Origin of the sequence: Sphingomonas sp. ASY06-1R (assembly GCF_052180265.1) — a bacterium.
Lineage (GTDB): Bacteria > Pseudomonadota > Alphaproteobacteria > Sphingomonadales > Sphingomonadaceae > Sphingomonas_I.
This window is the reverse complement of sequence record NZ_CP197464.1, coordinates 1,942,873-1,962,328: the sequence shown is the minus strand read 5'-3', so window position 1 is coordinate 1,962,328 and position 19,456 is coordinate 1,942,873. Positions and strand designations below refer to the sequence as shown.

General features: G+C 62.7%; 24 protein-coding genes. 6 read left to right on the top strand and 18 right to left on the bottom strand.

Features of this window, described 5'->3' with window-relative positions; translation table 11 throughout:
* Positions 1-22 precede the first annotated feature (22 nt).
* Positions 23-424 (bottom strand): J domain-containing protein, encoded by a 402-nt coding sequence (locus ACSBM8_RS09500; RefSeq protein WP_442681376.1) that lies wholly within the window; start codon positions 422-424, stop codon positions 23-25.
* Positions 421-1,215: a division plane positioning ATPase MipZ gene (locus tag ACSBM8_RS09495; RefSeq protein WP_442681375.1), complete on the bottom strand. Its 795-nt coding sequence runs from the start codon at positions 1,213-1,215 to the stop codon at positions 421-423. The genes ACSBM8_RS09500 and ACSBM8_RS09495 overlap by 4 nt, the downstream gene beginning before the upstream one ends.
* Here ACSBM8_RS09495 and ACSBM8_RS09490 point away from each other — a divergent pair.
* The 3 genes from ACSBM8_RS09490 (at position 1,196) to ACSBM8_RS09480 (ending at position 2,804) form a co-directional block, all read left to right on the top strand.
* Positions 1,196-1,711 carry a GAD-like domain-containing protein gene (locus ACSBM8_RS09490; RefSeq protein WP_442681374.1) on the top strand — a complete coding sequence of 172 codons (516 nt, stop codon included), beginning with the start codon at positions 1,196-1,198 and terminating at the stop codon, positions 1,709-1,711. The two genes, ACSBM8_RS09495 and ACSBM8_RS09490, sit on opposite strands and share 20 nt — an antisense overlap.
* On the top strand, positions 1,662-2,138 hold the full coding sequence (locus ACSBM8_RS09485) for a hypothetical protein (protein ID WP_442681373.1): 477 nt from the start codon (positions 1,662-1,664) through the stop codon (positions 2,136-2,138). The genes ACSBM8_RS09490 and ACSBM8_RS09485 overlap by 50 nt, the downstream gene beginning before the upstream one ends.
* A 96-nt stretch (positions 2,139-2,234) precedes the next feature.
* Positions 2,235-2,804, top strand: a complete 570-nt coding sequence (locus tag ACSBM8_RS09480; protein WP_442681372.1) for a hypothetical protein — start codon at positions 2,235-2,237, stop codon at positions 2,802-2,804.
* 40 nt (positions 2,805-2,844) lie between these two features.
* On the opposite strand, the gene ACSBM8_RS09475 is transcribed toward ACSBM8_RS09480, so the two are convergent.
* Positions 2,845-4,095 (bottom strand): glutamate carboxypeptidase, encoded by a 1,251-nt coding sequence (locus tag ACSBM8_RS09475; protein ID WP_442681371.1) that lies wholly within the window; start codon positions 4,093-4,095, stop codon positions 2,845-2,847.
* A 195-nt stretch (positions 4,096-4,290) separates the two neighbouring features.
* On the opposite strand from ACSBM8_RS09475, the gene ACSBM8_RS09470 reads away from it, so the two are divergent.
* Positions 4,291-5,169 (top strand): hypothetical protein, encoded by an 879-nt coding sequence (locus ACSBM8_RS09470; protein ID WP_442681370.1) that lies wholly within the window; start codon positions 4,291-4,293, stop codon positions 5,167-5,169.
* A gap of 70 nt (positions 5,170-5,239) precedes the next feature.
* Here ACSBM8_RS09470 and ACSBM8_RS09465 read toward each other — a convergent pair.
* From ACSBM8_RS09465 to ACSBM8_RS09455, 3 genes are all read right to left on the bottom strand, one after another.
* Positions 5,240-6,182 (bottom strand): IS630 family transposase gene (locus ACSBM8_RS09465; RefSeq protein ID WP_442681369.1). Its coding sequence is split into 2 segments (ribosomal slippage): positions 5,240-5,845 and positions 5,847-6,182, totalling 942 coding nucleotides; the frame shifts between segments, so codons are not numbered across the junction.
* A gap of 376 nt (positions 6,183-6,558) precedes the next feature.
* A complete protein-coding gene (locus tag ACSBM8_RS09460) occupies positions 6,559-7,704 on the bottom strand; it encodes a GNAT family N-acetyltransferase (RefSeq protein WP_442681368.1) in 1,146 nt (381 codons plus the stop codon).
* 4 nt (positions 7,705-7,708) lie between these two features.
* Positions 7,709-8,167, bottom strand: coding sequence for a RidA family protein (locus ACSBM8_RS09455; RefSeq protein ID WP_442681367.1), 459 nt, complete (start codon positions 8,165-8,167; stop codon positions 7,709-7,711).
* Positions 8,168-8,241: 74 nt separating this feature from the next.
* Here ACSBM8_RS09455 and ACSBM8_RS09450 point away from each other — a divergent pair, with 74 nt between their 5' ends.
* Positions 8,242-8,895 (top strand): GNAT family N-acetyltransferase, encoded by a 654-nt coding sequence (locus tag ACSBM8_RS09450; protein ID WP_442681366.1) that lies wholly within the window; start codon positions 8,242-8,244, stop codon positions 8,893-8,895.
* On the opposite strand, the gene ACSBM8_RS09445 is transcribed toward ACSBM8_RS09450, so the two are convergent.
* The 7 genes from ACSBM8_RS09445 to hppD all read right to left on the bottom strand — a co-directional run bounded on the left by ACSBM8_RS09445 (position 8,896) and on the right by hppD (position 14,673).
* Positions 8,896-9,528 (bottom strand): HAD family hydrolase, encoded by a 633-nt coding sequence (locus ACSBM8_RS09445; RefSeq protein ID WP_442681365.1) that lies wholly within the window; start codon positions 9,526-9,528, stop codon positions 8,896-8,898.
* The gene (locus ACSBM8_RS09440; protein WP_442681364.1) at positions 9,525-9,800 is read right to left on the bottom strand and encodes a DUF3572 domain-containing protein; all 276 of its coding nucleotides are present in this window, start codon (positions 9,798-9,800) and stop codon (positions 9,525-9,527) included. The genes ACSBM8_RS09445 and ACSBM8_RS09440 overlap by 4 nt, the downstream gene beginning before the upstream one ends.
* Positions 9,801-9,928: 128 nt before the next feature.
* Positions 9,929-10,291, bottom strand: coding sequence for a Rieske (2Fe-2S) protein (locus ACSBM8_RS09435; protein WP_442681363.1), 363 nt, complete (start codon positions 10,289-10,291; stop codon positions 9,929-9,931).
* Positions 10,288-10,935 (bottom strand): maleylacetoacetate isomerase, encoded by a 648-nt coding sequence (gene maiA, locus ACSBM8_RS09430; protein WP_442681362.1) that lies wholly within the window; start codon positions 10,933-10,935, stop codon positions 10,288-10,290. Before maiA ends, ACSBM8_RS09435 begins: the two co-directional genes overlap by 4 nt.
* Positions 10,932-12,221 (bottom strand): fumarylacetoacetase, encoded by a 1,290-nt coding sequence (gene fahA, locus ACSBM8_RS09425; protein ID WP_442681361.1) that lies wholly within the window; start codon positions 12,219-12,221, stop codon positions 10,932-10,934. Before fahA ends, maiA begins: the two co-directional genes overlap by 4 nt.
* Entirely contained in the window at positions 12,218-13,501 is a 1,284-nt protein-coding gene (hmgA, locus tag ACSBM8_RS09420) for a homogentisate 1,2-dioxygenase (protein ID WP_442681360.1), read from the bottom strand. Before hmgA ends, fahA begins: the two co-directional genes overlap by 4 nt.
* Before the next feature lie 122 nt (positions 13,502-13,623).
* Positions 13,624-14,673: a 4-hydroxyphenylpyruvate dioxygenase gene (gene hppD, locus ACSBM8_RS09415; RefSeq protein ID WP_442681359.1), complete on the bottom strand. Its 1,050-nt coding sequence runs from the start codon at positions 14,671-14,673 to the stop codon at positions 13,624-13,626.
* Between the two features lie 77 nt (positions 14,674-14,750).
* Here hppD and ACSBM8_RS09410 point away from each other — a divergent pair, with 77 nt between their 5' ends.
* Positions 14,751-15,206: a MarR family winged helix-turn-helix transcriptional regulator gene (locus ACSBM8_RS09410; RefSeq protein ID WP_442681358.1), complete on the top strand. Its 456-nt coding sequence runs from the start codon at positions 14,751-14,753 to the stop codon at positions 15,204-15,206.
* Here the strand turns inward: ACSBM8_RS09410 and ACSBM8_RS09405 are convergent.
* The 5 genes from ACSBM8_RS09405 to ACSBM8_RS09385 all read right to left on the bottom strand — a co-directional run bounded on the left by ACSBM8_RS09405 (position 15,203) and on the right by ACSBM8_RS09385 (position 19,451).
* On the bottom strand, positions 15,203-15,325 hold the full coding sequence (locus tag ACSBM8_RS09405; protein WP_442681357.1) for a hypothetical protein: 123 nt from the start codon (positions 15,323-15,325) through the stop codon (positions 15,203-15,205). The two genes, ACSBM8_RS09410 and ACSBM8_RS09405, sit on opposite strands and share 4 nt — an antisense overlap.
* Positions 15,326-15,381: 56 nt before the next feature.
* Complete coding sequence (locus ACSBM8_RS09400; RefSeq protein WP_442681356.1) at positions 15,382-17,190, bottom strand: DUF885 domain-containing protein; 1,809 nt, start codon at positions 17,188-17,190, stop codon at positions 15,382-15,384.
* Positions 17,191-17,269: 79 nt separating this feature from the next.
* The gene (locus ACSBM8_RS09395) at positions 17,270-18,043 is read right to left on the bottom strand and encodes an ATP-binding protein (RefSeq protein WP_442681544.1); all 774 of its coding nucleotides are present in this window, start codon (positions 18,041-18,043) and stop codon (positions 17,270-17,272) included.
* A gap of 41 nt (positions 18,044-18,084) precedes the next feature.
* On the bottom strand, positions 18,085-18,555 hold the full coding sequence (locus ACSBM8_RS09390; RefSeq protein WP_442681355.1) for a GNAT family N-acetyltransferase: 471 nt from the start codon (positions 18,553-18,555) through the stop codon (positions 18,085-18,087).
* Positions 18,552-19,451 carry a DMT family transporter gene (locus ACSBM8_RS09385; protein ID WP_442681354.1) on the bottom strand — a complete coding sequence of 300 codons (900 nt, stop codon included), beginning with the start codon at positions 19,449-19,451 and terminating at the stop codon, positions 18,552-18,554. The genes ACSBM8_RS09390 and ACSBM8_RS09385 overlap by 4 nt, the downstream gene beginning before the upstream one ends.
* Between the last annotated feature and the right edge of the window lie 5 nt (positions 19,452-19,456).

Genomic DNA, 19,456 nt, shown 5'->3' with positions numbered 1-19,456 from the left:
GACGCATGGAAGTGTTACGAATTCAACCGCGACCGCTGAGCAAGAGATCGCGGGCCGCGTTGACCCGCGTGGTAAGATCGGCCGAGCCACCGACATCCGGGTGTACCCGGGCAATGAGACGGCGATGGGCTGCGCGGATCTGTTCAGGCGTAGCATTGATCGGGACATCCAGCAGCCGGCGGGCTTCCTCATCGCGCATGGCCGGTTGATGCGCTTTCCCGCCGCCCCGGCGAAACCAAACCCACCATCCGGCGGCACCGAAGGCGATCAGCGCCAGCGGCGCGTTGCCCTTCAGCATTTTCAGCGCGATCAGGCCGGCAACCACCGCCATGACGTCGCCGATACGCATCGCCTGGGGATCGCGCGTCTTCCACGCCCAATAGCCGACCGCTGCGGCACCGGCCAACGCCAGCTCGATGATCATGCGGGCTCCGCTTCGCGTGCGGCTTCGGCCTGCTCTGGCAGCTGCAGGCCAGCAATGAGCTCGCGCAATTCGCCGCGCGCCGCCACGTGGCCGAGCCCCGCCTCCTTCCCGATTGCGGCGAGATCCAGCAACGTCAGGCCCTTGGGGAAAAGCTCGCGGTAGATAACGCGCTCGGACAGGCCGGGGATCACGCGGAAGCCGACCCGTTTCGACAACTCGTTCAGGGCGGCCGCAACGCGCCGCATATTGCGTGCTTCCAGATGCTGGAGCCGATTGCGCAAGACCACCCAGTCGACCGTGCCACCGTCCTTGCGGGCGCGCACCTTGCGCGCGTCCCAGACGAGTTCGGCATAATAGCTTGGCCGCTTGATCTTATAATTATCAGGATCGACCTGCCCGATCAGGTCGAGGTCGACGAAACTGTCGTTGATCGGTGTGACCAGCGTGTCGGCGCTGGCAATGGCGACACGGACATGATCGTCGTCGCGCCCCGGCGTATCCACGATCAGATAATCTGCGTCCGCAGCCAGCGCGTCCATCCGCTCGCCGATCGCGATACCCTTGTCGGGATCGAACGTGTCGAAGGTCGGGATAGCCAGGTCCAGGCCATCGCGCTTGGCCAGGGCAACGCGGTTGTCGAGGTAGCGGCCAAGCGTGCGCTGGCGCGTGTCAAGATCAAGCGCCGCGACCTTGTGGCCTTTCACGGCCAAGGCGACGGCGGTGTGCACCGCACTGGTCGACTTACCCGACCCGCCCTTTTCGTTGGCGAAGATGATACGATGCGCGGCCATGGAGCTCCCCTGTAACGGTGGCGCTTATGTCGGCCCAGGCGATTCCGTGCAACGGCCGACATGCTGCCATGCACCCACAGAAAATCAAGGACGGCCGGCCCCTGCGGACATGGGCCCGTCGGACATGGGCCACATTTCGCCGATACGCGTTGAAGCGCGGCTTCATTGCCAATTACTGTCCCGGGATTGGACGTCCGATAAGGGAAACATTGTGATCTTTGGTCGCCGCTTTGCCCTCGACCCTTTTTTGAAAGCCAACCCGCCATCACGACACGTCGTGCCGGCCCCACGCGAGATGGCCACTGCCTATCGGGACATCGTGCCTGTCGCCCTGGTGGACGTGTGGCGACACAAAGGCTTGGGATTGTATGGCAAGTACCAACTCGCCCTCATCGATCCGAGGCAATGGCAACCTATCCTTGATCGATGGATCGTGTCGCCGCCGGATGACGTACGGCGATCAGCTGCGCGGCCTTTATCTGTCATCCTACATTGATTGGCATCGTCTGCTCTGCCTCCGGCCGGACGGGGAATATCGTCTGCTTTTCTGGCGGATCCACCATCAGACCTTCGAGAGGATCGAGGTGCGATATTATTCGGGCGGTTACGCCGTATCGAAAACCGATGACGGGGACGACATCGTCACGCTCGATATTGTTTTGCGGCAGGACTCGCTGGGCAGCGATGCCAATGACCAGGAATTGATCATGATCCGATCCGGCGATACCGCATTGTTGCTCCGTACCGAGGATATGGAAGAGGCGGCGTCGGCGATGGTGCGACATAAACGGCTGGGGCGGAGCGACCATTATTTCTTTCGGACGACATTACGGAGCCCGTTGGCGGACGAGCCAAGCGATGGTCGCGAGGCTTTGCCCGAAGGGAATCTTCCGGCCAAGATGCGCGCGTTAATCGTCCGATGATGCATGCGGCATCAGGCTGCATTTCATCGCAAACACCATAGGTGCCAATGGCATCCCGCCTGCTTCTGCCTACATGCGGAAGCGAAGGATGATGATATGGCGAGATTAGGATGGGCTGGGTTGATTGGGGCAATCGCGCTGGCCGCGTTGCCAAGCGCTCTTTCTGCCGCCCCCGCCCCTCCAGCCGGCGGAACGATCTCGATTGCGCCGAAAACCGCGGATGGTGACTATGATGCCGCGCTATCATCCTTCGTCGAGGCCACGACGGAGGCGCTGGGTGAGCAGGGGTTCACGATCCTTGATGCGGATCATGCCGCTTACTCTGCCGACCTGATCCTCAGCCGCGCCGATGTCGGGACCGGAACCGCAAAGGTCCCACGCGACCGTGCGTCAGGGGAACCAGGCGGCGCCTTTGGCAGCGTCGGCGTGGGCGTCAGAATCCCGTTGCCGACCGGCAAGTCCAATATTGTGCCGCTCCAGCGCACGCGGCTGGAACTGCGCATTCGCAAGCGCGGAACGCCTGACATCGTGTGGAATGGCGCAGCGGTGACGGTGCGCGCGGCAGGAACGCCCAAGGGGGCAGATGCGCGTGTGGCGGCGGACCTCAGCAATGCCCTCTTGCGTAGCTACCCCCTGCAGCCGCCTACCGACATCGGCGTACCCTGACGTAGGGCGCCGAGCCGGGGGATGGCGGTCGAGCCCGGGATCAGTGATCGGCCTTGCCAGGTGGCGTCGCGCCCAACTGAATTAGCAATTTGGTGAACAGATAAAGGCGCGGCGTGACGCTGGAGAGTTCCAGAAATTCGTCGACGCTGTGAAAGCCGCCGCCCACCGGCCCCAGCCCATCGATTGCCGGTGTTCCGGCGGCAGCGGCCAGCGCGGACTCCGAGGCGCCACCATTGCCGGCTGTGCCCAGCGTCAGACCGAGGTCGGCGTAGATCGTTTTGGCCTGTGCGGCCAGCCGATCAGTCGCTGGATTGTTGGGCAGCGGCGGGAACGAGGGCGTCGTCGTCACATCAACCCTGGTATCCGGGATCGATGTCCGCCGGGCGGAGGCCTGGAATGCGCCCAGAATGCCGTCGAACTGGTCTGCCGTGCGGACGCGGACGTTGATGTCCGCCGTCGCAAGATCGGGGATGACGTTTACGCGGTCGCCAGCGCGCAGTGTCGTAAGGTTGGCGGTTAGACCGTCGCCTGATTTAGGAAACCGATCCAGGGTCCCGATTTGATGGATCAGCTCCGCCGCGGCATTGCGCCCGTTCTGCGGTGCCACGCCGGCATGAGCGGCGCGGCCATGGACCGTCAGCTTGATCGTGGCGGATCCCTTGCGCCACACAGTCACTGCATCGGGGGCATCGCCTGGCTCGACGTTGAGCTCGACGTCCGCCTCCCGCACCAGTTTGTCGATAAGTTTGCGCGTTCCAGGCGATCCGGTTTCCTCGCTCGTTTCGATCAGGAACGTGATGCTGGCATAGTTGGTCTCGTTGAGGGCATGTAACAGCTTCAGGGCCGTAACCGCCTGAACAACGCCGCCTTTCTCGTCCGAAACGCCCGGGCCGTAGGCACGCTTTTCATCCATCCGGAAGGCACGTTGCGCTACGGTGCCGGCAGGAAAGACCGTGTCGATATGACCGATGATGAGAATGCGGCCTTTGCCCGTTCCGGTCAGACGCGCGACGACATTGTCGCCGAGCCCGGGCGCTTCCGCAGGCGAGGTTTCGATCGTCGCGCCGATCGCCTTCAGTTCGGGCACGAGGCGTGCCATTACGCGCGCAGCCCCCGCCGCATCGCCCGTCCCCGAATCTATGTTCACCACCTGCTCGAGCAGAGCGAGTTGCGCGGGGCGCGCTTGGGTGGCTGCCGTGAGGATGCGGGCATCCGGCGTAGCCGCGATAGCCGGTGGAGCGACTATCGCTGCAGCCGCGCCCAGCGACATCATCCACGGCCTGCTGTTCATTCGACATCCCCCTTGCCCGACACGGCCAGATGACCATCGGCTATGCATGGCATCGGGCGGTCGCGCCGTCTCGCCTTTTCGACGGAATGGGGTGCCCGTCCGGCGGGCCACCACCTTCTGTTCAGCGAGGCTAGACGCTGCCATAGGCGAACCGACGATAGGTAGGCGTCGTGGTAACGGGGAAGGAAATGCGCTGTGCGGTCTGGGAGCATGCGCCACGGAGCGATCGCTGCATTGGCGGGTATCGTGACGTTGGCGGGCAACAGCGCGGCTTCGGCCGAGGCGTTCAATGGCTTCGGCATGTACCGCAATGGCTCCGTCGACAGTATTGAGCAGCTGCTGATCCTGCCGGAGGGCAGCTTTTGCTATGCTGTCACGGCGGGCTCGCTGGATCTGCTGGCGGCAGGCCGCTGGGTTGCCAAGGGCGACGCGATCGTTTTGCGCGAAGTGAGGCCGGTATCTCCACCGATCGTGGTCATCTGGCAAGCCAGCACGCGCGCGCAGGATCGCGGCAAGATCCTGTTCGAGTTCAGCGGGCGAACCTTCGGCGCCGAGGGCGATTTCCTGTTCGGTACGGCGGAAGACGACCAGCTACCGAAGGACATGCGCCCGCTTTTCGCGGACGACGCCAATGGCTTCGCGCCCTTTTACGAAGAAGCACGCCCCCTGGGTGCCAAGACGTTTGCACTGGCCTATCGGCCGCAGGACCTCCCGTCCGACGGCCCTTACACGATCGTCCAATATCGTTTGCCTGCCGTCCCGGCCGGGTCCGGGCTTCACCTGCGCCTCTATTATGATCGCGACGCGACCCGCCCCTCGATCGACCTGACGGCAACCATGAAGGATGGAGCGATTATGATCGACGATCGGTCCTTCGGTAAACCTGGGCCTATCACCGATGGCAGTCGTGCGACATGCGTTGACGCGCTTAAAAAGGCGGAAAGCGGAGAGGCGCCCATATCCAACGGAGTGAACCGTCTGACCGCGGAGCGCACATCCCAAATGGATTTCCACGTAGCGGCGTCGGCCAAGCCGCTGTTCAAGACATCGTATGACGGAGCGAAGGCCGACTGAGAAGGACAGGCTCGCATGATGGGAGTGCGCCAGGCCATGCCATGCCTTCGGCGATTAGACTCGGTTTCTTTTAGATGGAAGCATATCCGGAGTTTCGGATGTATGCGGCGCACTCGTGTGGTGGGAAGCGGTCGAGCAGCGAGCCGATGCGGCGCCAGGTGTCCTCGGTGGTGCGCTCAGCCGCTCGCCTGAGCATGAGTTTAAGTTTGGCGAAGACCTGTTCGATAGGGTTCAGATCCGGCGAGTAAGGCGGCAGGAAGAGCAGCTTTGCGCCAGCTGATCGTATCGCTGTGCGGATACTGGGCCCTTTGTGGCTTCCCAGATTGTCCATGATGACGACGTCGCCCGGCGTGAGGGTCGGCACCAGGAACTGCTCGACCCAAGCTGCGAAGCTCTGGCCGTTGATCGGCCCGTCGAGCACACAGGGGGCGTCGATCCGGTCGGCGCGAAGTGCAGCAACGAAGGTCAATGTCGACCATTTACCAAAGGGTGCTCGGCCGATGAGCTTGCGCCCGCGCTCGCTCCAGCCTCTGATCGGCGTCATGTTCGTCTTGGCCCATGTTTCGTCGATGAAGACGAGACGCGCCGGATCAAGCCGGCCCTGATGTTTCCGCCACTGCGCTCGCCTTCGCGCGATCACTGGCCGCTCTTGCTCGACGGCGAACAGAGTTTTTTTTGAACGTCTTCCCGGCCGACCGGACCAGGCGCCATACCGACACCGTGCTCGTCACGATGCCATGCCCGGCCAGATCGGCCACGAGCATGCGCATCGTCATGTCGGGTGACGCATCCAGCAGCGAAAGAACCAATTCCCGATGCGGCTCGAGCAGCACCTTGCGATGGCCGCCCATTTTGTTCGCTGCGGCCGTTCCCGTCACCCGTAAACGCTGCGACCACTTCACCGCGCTCGACACGCTCACATCGAACGTCCGCGCGACCTCCCGGCAGGACCGCCCCGACACAACCGCCGCCGCAACCCGGTCACGAAGATCATTCGAATAGGGCCTCGCCATCGCTCCCTCCTCAACCCAACAACAGCGTGAATCAGAGCGAACGCAAAAAGGGAATCCCCCTCGATTCTATCAATTAGAAAACGACCCTAGTCTGATCCGATCCGCGGTTCTCAGGATCGCATCGGCTGAGCGGCGGTCCTTAAAAAAGCCGAAGCAAGCCAGAACGACGCTGGGCAGACCGAAAAAGCGTCATCCAGGCTGGTGCCGATTGTTCAGTCCGTTGCCAATCTGAGTCGTGCGAGCTCGGCCGTGCCATTGTTTCGGCCATCTGCGAAGAACCATCCGTAACCATCGAAACGACTGGCCGAAATTGCCCTTGATGTGAGCCGTGTGGGCTGTCGTGACCCAGCCCGTCCCTTGCCTGGTCTGAAGGCGTCTAAATTCCGAGGTCGCCGTCCTTCTTGTAGGGGGATTCCTCCGCAAGGATTTCTATATTCTCGGCGACCATCAGCCGTTCCTGCTCAAGATAGTCGGCAACCGCGCGGCGAAACGCCGGATCGGGGATATAATGGGCGGAAAAGGTCGGCGTCGGTAAATAGCCGCGTGCCAATTTATGCTCGCCCTGGGCGCCGGCCTCGACGCGCTTCAGGCCGCGCGCGATCGCGACGTCGATCGCCTGATAATAGCAAAGCTCGAAATGGAGAAACGGGACCTCCTCGGTCGCCCCCCAATAGCGGCCGTACAGCGTGTCGCTGCCCAAAAGATTGAGTGCGCCGGCGATCGGTACGCCGTCGCGCAGCGCAAGCATCAGCACCACCCGCTCGCCCAGGCGCTGACCCAACAGGCTGAAAAAGCTGCGCTTCAGATAGGGGCGCCCCCATTTGCGCGAGCCGGTATCCTGATAGAAATGCCAGAACGCATCCCAATGGCGCTCGGTGATGTCCGCGCCGGCGAGGTGGAGAAAGTCCAGCCCCTCGCGGGCCGCGGCACGTTCCTTGCGGATCGCCTTGCGCTTGCGGGACGAGAGTGCGCCCAGGAAGCCGTCGAAATCGGCATAATCCTGATTGTACCAGTGGAACTGGCGGTCGGCGCGGATGAGCCATCCTGCCGCTTCAAACAGGGGAACCTGCGCGGGATCGACGAAGGTCGCATGAGCGGACGAAAGATCGTTCTGCTGAACGACCGCTTCGGCGGCGGCAATCAGCGCGGGCGCGACCGCCGCGTCGCGCAGCAACAGCCGCGGGCCTGGCACGGGTGAGAAAGGTACGGCGATTTGCAGCTTTGGATAATAAGATCGCCCGGCACGCTCCCACGCCTCGGCCCAGCCCTGATCGAAAACATATTCGCCCTGGCTGTGACTCTTGGCATAAGCCGGAACGATGGCGATCGGCGCCCCATCAGCATCGTCGATCGCAATCGGCACCGCCTGCCATCCCGTATGGGCGACTGCGCTGCCCGAATCCTCCAGTGCACTCAGGAAGGCATGGCTGACGAAGGGGTTGTCGCCGCCGGCGCACGCATCCCATTCCGCCGCCGTGAAGGCGGAAATGCCGTCGGCCATCCGCGCGACGACATCGGCCATGGCCTTAGCTCCGGACCTGCACCACCGCATCGACCTCAACCACCGCATTCAGCGGCAGGACCGGCACGCCGACGGCGCTGCGGGCGTGCGTGCCGGCGTCACCAAATACCTGCTGCATCAGTTCCGACGCGCCATTGGCGACCTGGGGCTGCGCGGTGAAGTTGGCCGATGAGGATACGAACACGCCCAACTTCACGATCCGCTCGACCCGATCGAGTGAGCCCAGGGCCTTGCGGATTTGGGCCAGCAGCATGACGGCGCATCGTTCCGCCGCCTGCCGCCCGAAATCCTGATCGGCATTCTCGCCGCAGCGGCCGGTCATCAACTGCCCATCCAGGAACGGCAATTGCCCGGAAATATGAAGGAAGCCGTTGGCCTCTACCGCCGGCACATAAGCGGCGACGGGTGCGGCAGCTTCGGGAAGGACGATGCCGAGTTCGGCGAGGCGCGTATCGATGCTCATGTGCGCGCCTTCGGACGATGGCGCGCGACCGTCAAGCGCTTGCGGCGCCTTTCACCACGCGATAGCGCCTCGCCATGGCTGCCGACCCTGCCCTGCTCGCAACTTGGATCAAAGCATGGGCGATAACGCGTAGCGTGGCGCCACCCATTTCCTACGCCAGTGGGCATTTTGTCGCGGTGAACCAGCCCGACCAAAGGGGCCGCTATGTGTTCGCGACGTTGGACGAACACGCCATTTCCAAGGTGGCGCAGGGCCAGGCGCCATGGGTCTATCTGAAGGTCTGCGAACAGGAAGAGAAAGTGCGCCCTCTCCTGCCGGCGCGCTGGCAGATCAGGTCGACACCAACCTGCATGATGATCGCCGACCTGAGCCCGTTACGCCTCACGCTGCCCGAGGGCTATCAGCTCTCGCTCGCGCAGGAGGGAGAGGTACTTACCGCGACGATCCGGGCCGGCGACGCGCTCGCCGCCCGTGGTCGGCTGGTCGTCGTGGACGGGATGGCAATTTTCGATCAGATCCGTACCCAAGACGAGCACCAACGCCGCGGACTGGGGCGTGCGCTCATGGCGGCACTGACGCAAACGGCGCTGGAGCGGCAAGCCGGTTTAGCCATATTGTCCGCGACGGCAATGGGCCGGGCCTTGTACGAAAGCGTCGGCTGGCGGTGGCATTCACCCTATACCAGCGCGGTTATTCCTGCGGACGGGGGCGACGCGCCCATTACGTGATCAGACGCGCAGCGGCGCGGGTTCGCCGCTGAACCGGGCGAGTACCCATTCCACCGCCGTGTCCCAATCGTCGATGCGGGCATGCGCGTGTGGTGCCGGCGCAATTGTCGGCGCGATCGACGGTTCAGCCACCATGTGCAGGCGAACGACGTCCGGTGCATGCGCCGCGACCGACGCATGATGGGTTTCAAGATCGTCAACGAATACGGTCACGCTCGCGCCATGCTCGGCTGCGAGGCGCGCGACCGGTGGGCCCTTGCCGCCTTGATTGCACATGACGCGGTGGCGAATGCCCAACGCATCCAGCTGCGCCACGCGTCCGGCATGGCACCAATCCTGCAAATTGGTGAGGATGACGATATCGGCGACCGCGTCGATCCGCTCGAGCGCCTCCGCTGCACCAGGGGCGAGCGTCTGCCGGCTCATCTCGGTCCGGAAGAAATTGTCGAGCAAGGGCCAGACTTCCTCGGCGGGCATCAGCCGGTTCGATGCGCGGTGCGTCATCGCCGTGTCGAAGGCGCCGCCCTCCGGTCGAAAATCGATGCCATGCGCTTCGTCCAGCCATTCGCCGAAGTGGCGGACCATATGCAGCAGGACTTCATCGCAATCGGTGATCAGCAAGGGCCGGCTCATCGTTCCAGCACCTCGCGCGCGTCGACCAGAGCCTGAGGGGGCATGCCCAAGGCTTCGGCGCAGGCGATGAGATCCGGCTCATAGGCCTCCAGAAAGCCCAGCACGGCGGCCAGGACGGCCGGCTCCATCGCGCGATTGCGCAGATCGTCGCCGGTCAGGCCGGTCAAGGCGAGCATCCGGTCTGCGCGAGACTGATCGCTGGCGGCCCAGGCGAGTGCGTGCAGGCCGGTCGCGACGGGATCCGGCGTGGCGTGTCGGGTGGAGGCGATCATTTCATCCGCACAAAAGAGGTGACAGGTCGCGGCGTAAGCCTGGCCGACAGAGAGTGAGAGGCGCGCTTGTCGAGCACAATCCCGCAAAGCTCAAGGTCTAAGCGCGTCAGACCTGATCGACGTGCCCGCTATGCGGTGACGATCCAGCCGTCGCGCAAGCTTGTCGGCCAGGGTGAAAGACTGCTGCCGCCGCAGGGGCCGCCAACGCAGCGGCCGTCTTCCGGCGCGAACAAGGCCCCGTGCCACGAGCATGCAATCAAGCTGCCATCCGGCGTCAGATATGTATCAAGCTCTTGGGCGAGCGGCAGGCCGGCATGGGGGCAGCGATCGACATAACCGTATACGGCGTCACCGCATCGCACAACAAAGCCATGGAAACGCCCGTTTTTCATCTGGAGGACGAAGTTGCGTGCGGTGCCATCCGCTATGTCCTGAAGGCGCGCCAGACGTACGCCGGATGGGGTCGCGGTAAGCCGCGCACTTTCGATCATGCCGGATCAGCATCGGGTTGGAGATCGGGATGGGCCGCTGCGAAGGCCGGATGCGCGCGGGCATGCGCCGTGGCAGCGGAGAGACGCGGGAAGTGCGCGATATCGATCCCGAACCGCTCGGCATTGTAGACCTGCGGCACCAGGCAGCAATCAACGATACCGGGCTGGTCGCCGAAGGCATAAGTGCCGCCATATCGCGCGATCATCGTCTCGAGCGCTGCGAAACCCTCGTCGATCCAGCGCTGCATCCATGCCGCTGCAACCTCCGATGATTGGTGAAGATCACTCTTCAAATAATTGAGTACGCGTAGATTATTGAGTGGATGGACATCGGCGACCAAGGTTGATGCCATCCCGCGTGCCAGCGCACGTTGCTCGGGCGTCGCCGGCAGCAGCGCCGGCTGCGGCCAGCGTTCGTCCAGCCATTCGAGAATGGGGAGGCTCTGGACGAAGGCATAGCCCTCAAATTCCAGCGCCGGCACGAGGCCGGCGGGCGCGATTGCGCGATATGCGGGTTCGGTTTGCTCGCCCTTGCGCAGATCGTGGGTGATCTGGCGGTAAGGCAATTGTTTGAGATTAAGCGCAATCCGCACGCGATAACTGGCGCTGGAGCGCCAATAGCCATGGAGCCGCAATTCATTCATGGCGCGGGCAGGATCACGGCGCTGCAGGCGCCGAATCCGATGGGCACATAGTCTGCTGCGCGCGCCGACGCGCGCAGCGTCACTTCATCGCCATCCGCCAGAAAGGCACGCGTTTCGCCGTTCGGCAGAGAGACGGGCATCTTCCCGCCCTGGCTGATTTCCAGCAGGCTGCCCAGCCCCCCCGCCTCGGCCGCCGAGATGGTACCCGTCCCGATCAGATCGCCGGGCTGCAAATTGCATCCGTTGGAGGCGTGGTGGGTCAGAATTTGTGCCATCGTCCAATACATGTTTGTGGCCGATCCCCGGCTGAGCGGGACGGGCGCGTCCCCCTCCGATCGCATGCGCGCGGTGGCAATGCAGACCTCCAGTTCCAACGCAAAGGCGCCCCGCCGTTGGTCCGACGCATCAAACAGATAGGGTAAGGGCGGCGGATCGCCCTCCGGCCGGGATGGCTGAGGAAGACGGAATGGTACCAACGCCTCTGCGGTCACGATCCAAGGTGAGATCGTCGTGTGGAAATTCTTCGCCAGAAAAGGCCCGAGCGGCTGATATTCCCAGGCTTGGATGTCCCGCGCAGACCAATCGTTGAGCAGGCAATAGCCCGCGATATGGCGATGGGCCTCACCGATCGGAATGGGGTGGCCAAGTTCGTTGCCCTGCCCCACCCAGATTCCGAGTTCCAGCTCGTAATCCAGCCGACGCGACGGCCCGAAACTCGGCACATCCTCGTCGGGGGCTTTGCGCTGACCATTAGGGCGCATGACGGCCACGCCGGACGGACGGACCGACGAGGCGCGGCCATGATAGCCGATCGGCACATATTTATAATTGGGCAGCAGCGGATTATCCGGCCGGAACTGTTTGCCGACGTTGGTCGCGTGATGAATGCCAACGTAGAAATCGGTATAGTCGCCGATCGCCGCGGGCAGATGCAGGATGCACTCCTCCGCCCGATGCAACAGCGGCTCCAGCGTGGAACGGTGCGCCGGGTCCGACAGCAACTCCGACAGGCGCCGTCGCATCGCCACGCGGTCAGCTGCCGGCAGTCCCAACAGTCGATTGAGTGTGGTACCGGTCAGAAGATGCCCGACGGCAGGCGGCAGCAACGCCCCTACCCCGCTCAGATCAAGGATCATGTCGCCGATCGCGACGCCAGGACGCGCATGATGCGCCGGTGGGGAGAATATACCGAGCGGCAAATTCTGGATCGGGAAATCGGGATGCCCGTTCGCGGAGTCGATCCAGGAGGTGCGCGCCGGGTCGTGGGTTTCGTCGATCGCGCTCATGTCAGTTTCGCCTTTTCGAACCCGGACCAGCAATCGTCATAATCCAGCTGGCAAAGCGGCGTCTCGCTTGCCCAGCGGGTCGGGCGGATTACCCAGCGACTTTCAAACATGAAGGCCATGGTTCCTTCGATCTTGTGGGGTTGCAGCGTGGCGGCGATCGCCTTGTCGTAACTGGCCTGATCGGGACCGTGGCCTGCCATCTGGTTATGGAGGCTCGCCCCGCCCGGAGCGAAGCCACCTTCCTTGGCGTCATAGGCCCCTTCGATCAGACCCATGAACTCGCTCATGACGTTGCGGTGGAACCAGGGCGGCCGGAACGTATCCTCGGCCACCATCCACCGCGGCGGGAAGATCACGAAATCGCAATTGGCGGTGCCGGGATGCTCGCTGGGGCTCGTCAAAACGGTGAAGATCGACGGATCGGGATGATCGAAGCTGACCGTGTTGATCGTGTTGAACCGGGTGAGGTCGTACCGACAGGGTGCCAGATTGCCATGCCAGGCGACGACGTCGAACGGGCTATGGTCGATCATCGTCGTCCAAAGGCGGCCCTGAAACTTCTGGACGATCTCCCAAGGTTCGTCCTTGTCCTCGAACGAGGCCATGGGTGTCTCGAAATCGCGCGGGTTGGCAAGCGCGTTGGCGCCGATCGGACCGAGATCGGGCAGCCGGAATGGCAGGCCATAATTTTCGCAGACATAGCCGCGCGACGGACCCAAAACGTCGATGCGGAAGCGAAGACCGCGCGGGATCAACGCGATCTGAAGCGGCGCGACGTCGAGCCGACCGAGTTCGGTGACGATCGTCATCCCACCCTGCTGCGGCACGATCAGCAACTCGCCGTCGGCATTCTGGAAGGCGCGCCGTTCCATGGAAATGGTGGCGGCATAGAGGTGGATGCCGATCCCCACGCCGATCGCGACGTCGCCGTTGCCACCATAGGACGTTAGCCCATCGACAAAATCGGTCGCCCCATCGGGAAGCGGCAGGGGGTCCCAGCGCAGGCGGTTGGGCGTCGGCGGCAATTCGTCGAATGGGGCGGAGCGCAACAGCGGCCCGCCTTGATAGGGTAGGTAAGGCGAATGGCTCGCCGTGGGGCGCAGACGGTAAAGCCAGGATCGCCTGTTCTCGGCGCGCGGCGCGGTGAATGCCGTCCCGGAGAGCTGCTCAGTATAGAGGCCGAACGGCACGCGCTGGGGCGAGTTGCGTCCCACCGGCAGCGCGCCGACCACGGCCTCGCTCGCGAAGTGATTGCCGAAGCCGGTGAGATAATCGGTCATGGAACGTGCCTATACATCCGCGCATCCAGGGCAACGCTGGGCCTGGCGAATGCACGTCTCGAACGATCCTTCGGGGCGGCATTTCGGCAGGCGCAGTGCTTTCCCAGGGCAAACGGAGTTGATTATTCGTCGACCGTGATCACGCCGCGGCGGATTTGATCGAGTTCGATAGACTCGTACAGCGCCTGGAAATTGCCGTTGCCGAAGCCTTCATTGCCTTTGCGCTGAATGATCTCGAAGAAAATCGGCCCGAACATATTCTCGGTGAAGATCTGCAGCAGCAGGCCTTCCTCGCCGACATTACCATCGATCAGGATGCGGTTCTTCCGCAAACGTTCGAGATCCTCGCCATGGTTGGGCACACGCTGGTCGATCAGCTCGTAATAGGTCTCGATCGTATCCTGCAGGCGCACGCCGCGCGCGCGCAACCGTTCGACCGTGTCGTAAATATTGTCGGTGGTCAGCGCGAGGTGCTGGATTCCCTCGCCCTGATAGTCACGAATGAATTCTTCGATCTGACTATGCTCATCCTGACTCTCGTTGAGTGGGATGCGGATCGCTTTGTCGGGCGCAATCATAGCCTGACTGAACAGGCCGGTCGCCTTGCCCTTGATGTCAAAATATTTCTGTTCTTCGAAGCCGAACAAGGTGCGGTAGAATTCCGACCACACCCGCATCTGACCGCGCTTCACATTGTGCGTGAGATGGTCGAGCAGATCGAGACCAACATTGTTGGCAGCCTCCGCCTCCTGCCAGCCAGGATATTCAGCCCAATTGGCATAGAGGTCTGTGCCATCCTTGATGAAATACAGATAGGAGCCGCCGATCCCCTCGATAACGGTGTCGTCCTCTTCGGTCGCCTTGCCGCCATGGGAGAGCGCCCATTCGAGCGCGGCCTGCGGATCGGCAACCCGGAACGCCATCGCGCTGGCCGACGCGCCATGCGCGTTACGGAATTCGGCGACGCGGCCGGCCGCATCGCGGTTGAGCATCAGGTTGACGCGCCCTTGCTTGTAGCGGGTGATATTCTTGGTCGGGTGCCGATGGCTCGGTACGAACCCCATCTGTTCGAACTGGCGCCCCATCGCCTCCGGATCGGGCGAGGTGAATTCCACGAATTCGAAACCGTTCAAACCCAGCGGGTTCTGTGTGTCGACGGCATTGCTCGCCATGGAATAGCTCCAATATGGTATCAATTGATACTATCTTTGCCGCTTTTCCGCAAAGGTGTCAAAGGGTACCACAGCATATGGTCGACCAAAGCCTGCGTCTGGACGCATTCCTTCCGTTTCGGTTGTCGGTGACATCCAACCTGGTCAGCGAAACCATCGCCAGCACCTATCAAGCGCTGTTCGGTTTATCGGTGCCCGAGTGGCGCCTGATCGCGGTGATTGCGGAGGATGATGGTACGACGCAGCAGCTGATCGCCCGCCGCACCAGAATGGATAAGGTCAGCGTGAGCCGCGCCAGCATCGCGCTGGCCGAGCGCGGCTTGATCGAACGGCGGCCGCATGTCAGCGACCGCCGTTCGCAATCCGTCCATCTTACAAAGAGCGGACGCGAGCTTTACGCCGCCGTGGCGCCCAAGGCGCTCGAGCTTGAGCGTCGAATCTTCGAGCGTTTCGCTCCGGCTGATATCGCGTCCTTCAGCAAGATGCTCCTGCAGGTGCAGGAAGCTACGCTTGCTGTACGCGAAGAAGGTTAAAGCATTCCGAAATGATGCAGAACAGCGACCACCGCGATCAGCAATGCGATTGCTGCGATGATCGCGGCCACGTTGACGCCCGTCTTCTGTACCACAACTTCTTTTTGTTCGTCAGCCACGGCTTACTCCTGTTCGTTGTTGCGCCGTAACGCTGCGACATAGGAGAGCGTTCCCTTCAGCTTTTCAACAAAGCGGCGGTTCGCGCGTCGATACGGCGATCGAGGATGGTGAGCGGCATCGCGCCTTCGCGCAGTACCTTGTGGAATTCGTGCAGGTCGAACTTGCTGCCGAGCGCTTTTTGCGCGCGCGCCCGCGCCGCGGTCCAGGCCATGTGGCCAACTTTATAGCTGCAGGCTTGGCCGGCCATCGTGCAATAACGCTCCACCTCGCGCTGCGAACGCGCCTTGGCGAAACCGGTGGTGGCAACAAGATAGTCCGTTGCCTGCTCGCGCGTCCATTTGCGCGTGTGGAGACCGGTATCGACCACCAGCCGTGCCGCGCGGAAGAGGAAAGACTGCAAATAACCAGCGCGCTCCAATGGGCCCTGATAGGCTTGGAGCTCGTTCGCCAGCTGCTCCGCATAGAGCGCCCAACCTTCGGTATAGGCCGAGAAAAAGCCTGACGCTTTCCGCAAGATCGGGATGTCCTTGGATTCCTGCGAGATGCTGATCTGCAGATGGTGGCCAGGAACCCCCTCATGATAGGTGAGTGAAGGAAGGCTGTATTTGGGCCAGTCCCCGACATCCTTGAGATTGATGAAATAAATGGCCGGGCGGGACCCGTCCAAGGCTCCGCGCTGATAATAGCCGTTGGAGGCGCCGTCCTGGATATCGACCGGCACGGCGCGGATCTCCAGCGGCGTCTTCGGCATGTCGTCAAACGCTTGCGGCAGCCGCCCATACATATCCTTCACGCCCGCATTCAGGCTGGCGATCAGCGCCTGCCGTCCCTCCGCGCTATCCGGGTAGAGCTGGCTGGCATCCGCGTTCAGCGCGGTGAGCCGTTCGCCGACCGATCCCTTCGTATAACCCTGTCCTTTGAGGATCGCATCGAGATCCGCGCTGATGGCGGCAACCTGCTCAAGGCCAAGCTTCTGCACCTCGTCGGGTGTGAGCTTCGTCGTCGTCGCCTGCTCCAGCGCGGCGGCATAGATTTCGTCGCCGTGCGGCAAGCGCCAGATGCCGGCAACGTTGCTGGCCGAGGGACGCAGGCGCTTCATCAGGGCGATCTGCCGGTCCAGGGCGGGGTAGATCTGGCGCTCGACGATGGCCGCGGCCCTCGCCTGCCAGTCTCCGGCGACGTCCTTCGCCTGCGCGCGGGTCGCCAGGGACCGGACCATCGTGCTTTCCGCCGCTGCCGGAGCGCGCAGTTTTGCCATTTGCCCCAAGGTGAGATCGAGGCTGAAGTCGGGTGCCAGGAAGCCTTTGGCGGCCTGCGCGCGCTGAACTTCGCTATCCTGATCCAGCGCGAGCGCCATTTGGCTCAGGCGATCGAGATAGGCGTCGCAATCCTCTTTAGTCGCAATTGTGTGCGCATTGTTGAGGAAGTCCGGGATCGAATAATAAGCCCCGCCCTGCTGGTAGATGGGATAAGGCCGCTGGGCGCTGTTGATGCCGAACCGGTCATAGGCAAAGTTACGGCTTTTCATCGAATATAGGATAACGTCGCGGTTCAACGCCGCCGCTTCCGATAGGCCGGCAGGATCGACCGCCTCGAGCCGGCCGATCCAGGTGCGCGTGCGCGCCGCATCGCGCGCCGCTTCCGCTTCCGATCGATCCGACAGCCGATGTTTGGCCGCGGCATTTTTGCCTTTGTCGAGGCCAAGGGATGTCGCCAATTCAGGCGAGTTCTGCAGCAGGTCGGCAAAGATCGCGTCGAACAGAAGATTCAGCGAAGCATCGCCAGTTTGCGCTGAGGCGCGGGCTGGTATCGCTGTGATCGCAAGCGCCGCTGCAGAGGAGCCAAGAAAAGCGCGACGATCCATAAAGATGCTCCGAGAATCAGGGTTGCAATAGCCTAGCCGGGACGGCTGATCCGCGTCACGCCGCAATCATAGCCAATGGTCAGGCGAGGCTTTTGCCCTGCCGCCCGGCAAGTTCGACCACATATTGCCAGGCCACCCGGCCGGAACGGCCGCCGCGCTGCGTCGCCCAGCCGATCGCGTCATGCGTGTCCAGCGTCAGACCATATTGGCGGGCATAGCCCTCCAGCATGGCGACGTAGGTCGGTTGGTCGATGACGTGGAAACCCAGGCTAAGACCAAAGCGATCCGCCAGTGCGAGCTTATCGTCCGCCACATCGCGCGGATTGATGGCGGCGTCCTGCTCCGCCATGTCGCGGGCAACGATATGGCGGCGATTGGCCGTCACGTGCAGGCGGGTATTGGCCGGACGCGCCTCCGCACCGCCCTCCAGCACGGAACGGAGCAAGCGTGGCGCCTCGCTAGGCTCGGCAAAACCCAAATCGTCGATAAAGAGCACGAACGCACGCGGCACATCGGCCAACGCAGCGAACAATTGCGGAAGCTCCGCCAGCCCGTCGCCGGCAACCTCCACCAGGGCAAGCACGCCGTCCTCTGCGTGGATTTGACCGATCGCGGCCTTCACCAGGGCCGATTTTCCGGTCCCGCGCGCACCCCATAGCAAAACATCGTGGGCAGGCAGGCCGCGCGACAGGCGGCGCATATTGCCCAACACCGCCTCTTTCTGCGCGTCCATCCCTTCCAGCAGAGCCAGTGGCAACGGTGCGAAGGCACGTGCGGCGCGCAGGGCGCCGTTGCGCCAGACATAAGCGGGGTGCGCGACCGGATCGTCGCTCACCGCCGCGGGTGGCGCCATCCGCTCCAGCGCAGCCGCAATCCGCGCGAGTAATTCCTCACTCACTTGGCCATCTCCGCCAATGCGTCGCCATCGAGGCGCCATGGCTGCCAGCCGCTTTGCGGACGCGCGCCCAATGCGCGATAAAAGTCCATTGCGGGCGCGTTCCAATCCAGCACGGCCCAGTCGATACGGGCACAATTGCGGGCGACAGCCTCTTGCGCCAGGGCGCGCAACAACGCCCGCCCGGCGCCCGTGCCCCGCGCCGTTTCGGCGACAAAAAGATCTTCCAGATAAATTCCGGGCCTTCCCGTCCAGGTCGAATAGTTCAGGAACCAGATGGCAATGCCACACACATTGCCTTCAATCTCAGCGACAAAAGCGTATACCTTGGCATCCTGTGAAAACAGGGTTTGGTGCAGCGACTGTTCGGTCGCGCGGACAGCGTCCGGGTCACGCTCATAGGTCGCCAGGGCGATGATAAGCTGCCGAATAGCCGGAACATCGCCGGGTGTGGCAATGCGTACGATCATGCGGCAGCCTCCGTTGCGGGGCCTGGCGCGGCTTTGCCACGCATGGCGATCGCGCATCCGCCGATGATCATTGCGGCACCCAGCATCGTCAGCGGCAGGACTTTCTCTCCGAACACGATCGCTCCCAATATTGCGGCCCACAGAAAAGCCGTGAATTCGACGGGCAGAAGGCGTTGCGCCTCGGCTCGGGCATAGGCCCATGCGATCAGCAGCGACGATATGATCGCCAGCCCCGACGCGAGGCAGATCAGCGGAACATAATGAAGCGGCAAGGCTATTGCTGCAACCGGCGCAGCCAGCAGGAACAGTCCCGAAAACACAAGGTTCGTGAAGAAGGTGATCTCGATCGCATTCGCCAGCAATGCCGAACGCCGCAGCAAAACCAGATTATAGGCATAGAACAAACTCGCCAGCATGATCGCCAGCGCTCCATGCAGCGCCTGTGGACCGCCGCCCTCTCCCGCCTTGCCGATGACGATCACTATCACGCCGGCAAAGGCGAGCGAACATGCGATTATGGCGCTCTGCCGGATTTTTTCGCCCAGCATAGGCACCGCAAGCAGCAAAGCGATGATGGGCGAGAGAAAGGTGAGCGCGATCCCTTCGGCCATCGGTACGCGCACCAATCCCCAAAAAAACAGGAATACGGAAATGCCGGCCGCGCCACTGCGTTTGACGTGGAGCAGGACGCGCCCGCGATCCGGCCATTTCTGGCGCAACACCAAGAATGGGATGACGCTCATGGCCAGACCGACGAGCGAGCGCCACAGCATCGCATTATAAGCGCCGATGCCGATCGAGACCTGTTTCATCACGGCGTCCATTGCCGAGAAAATCGCAATGCCCAGGCAGGCGACCACGAACGGGACGATAGGCCTGCTACTCAGAGCCGGCATGGAAT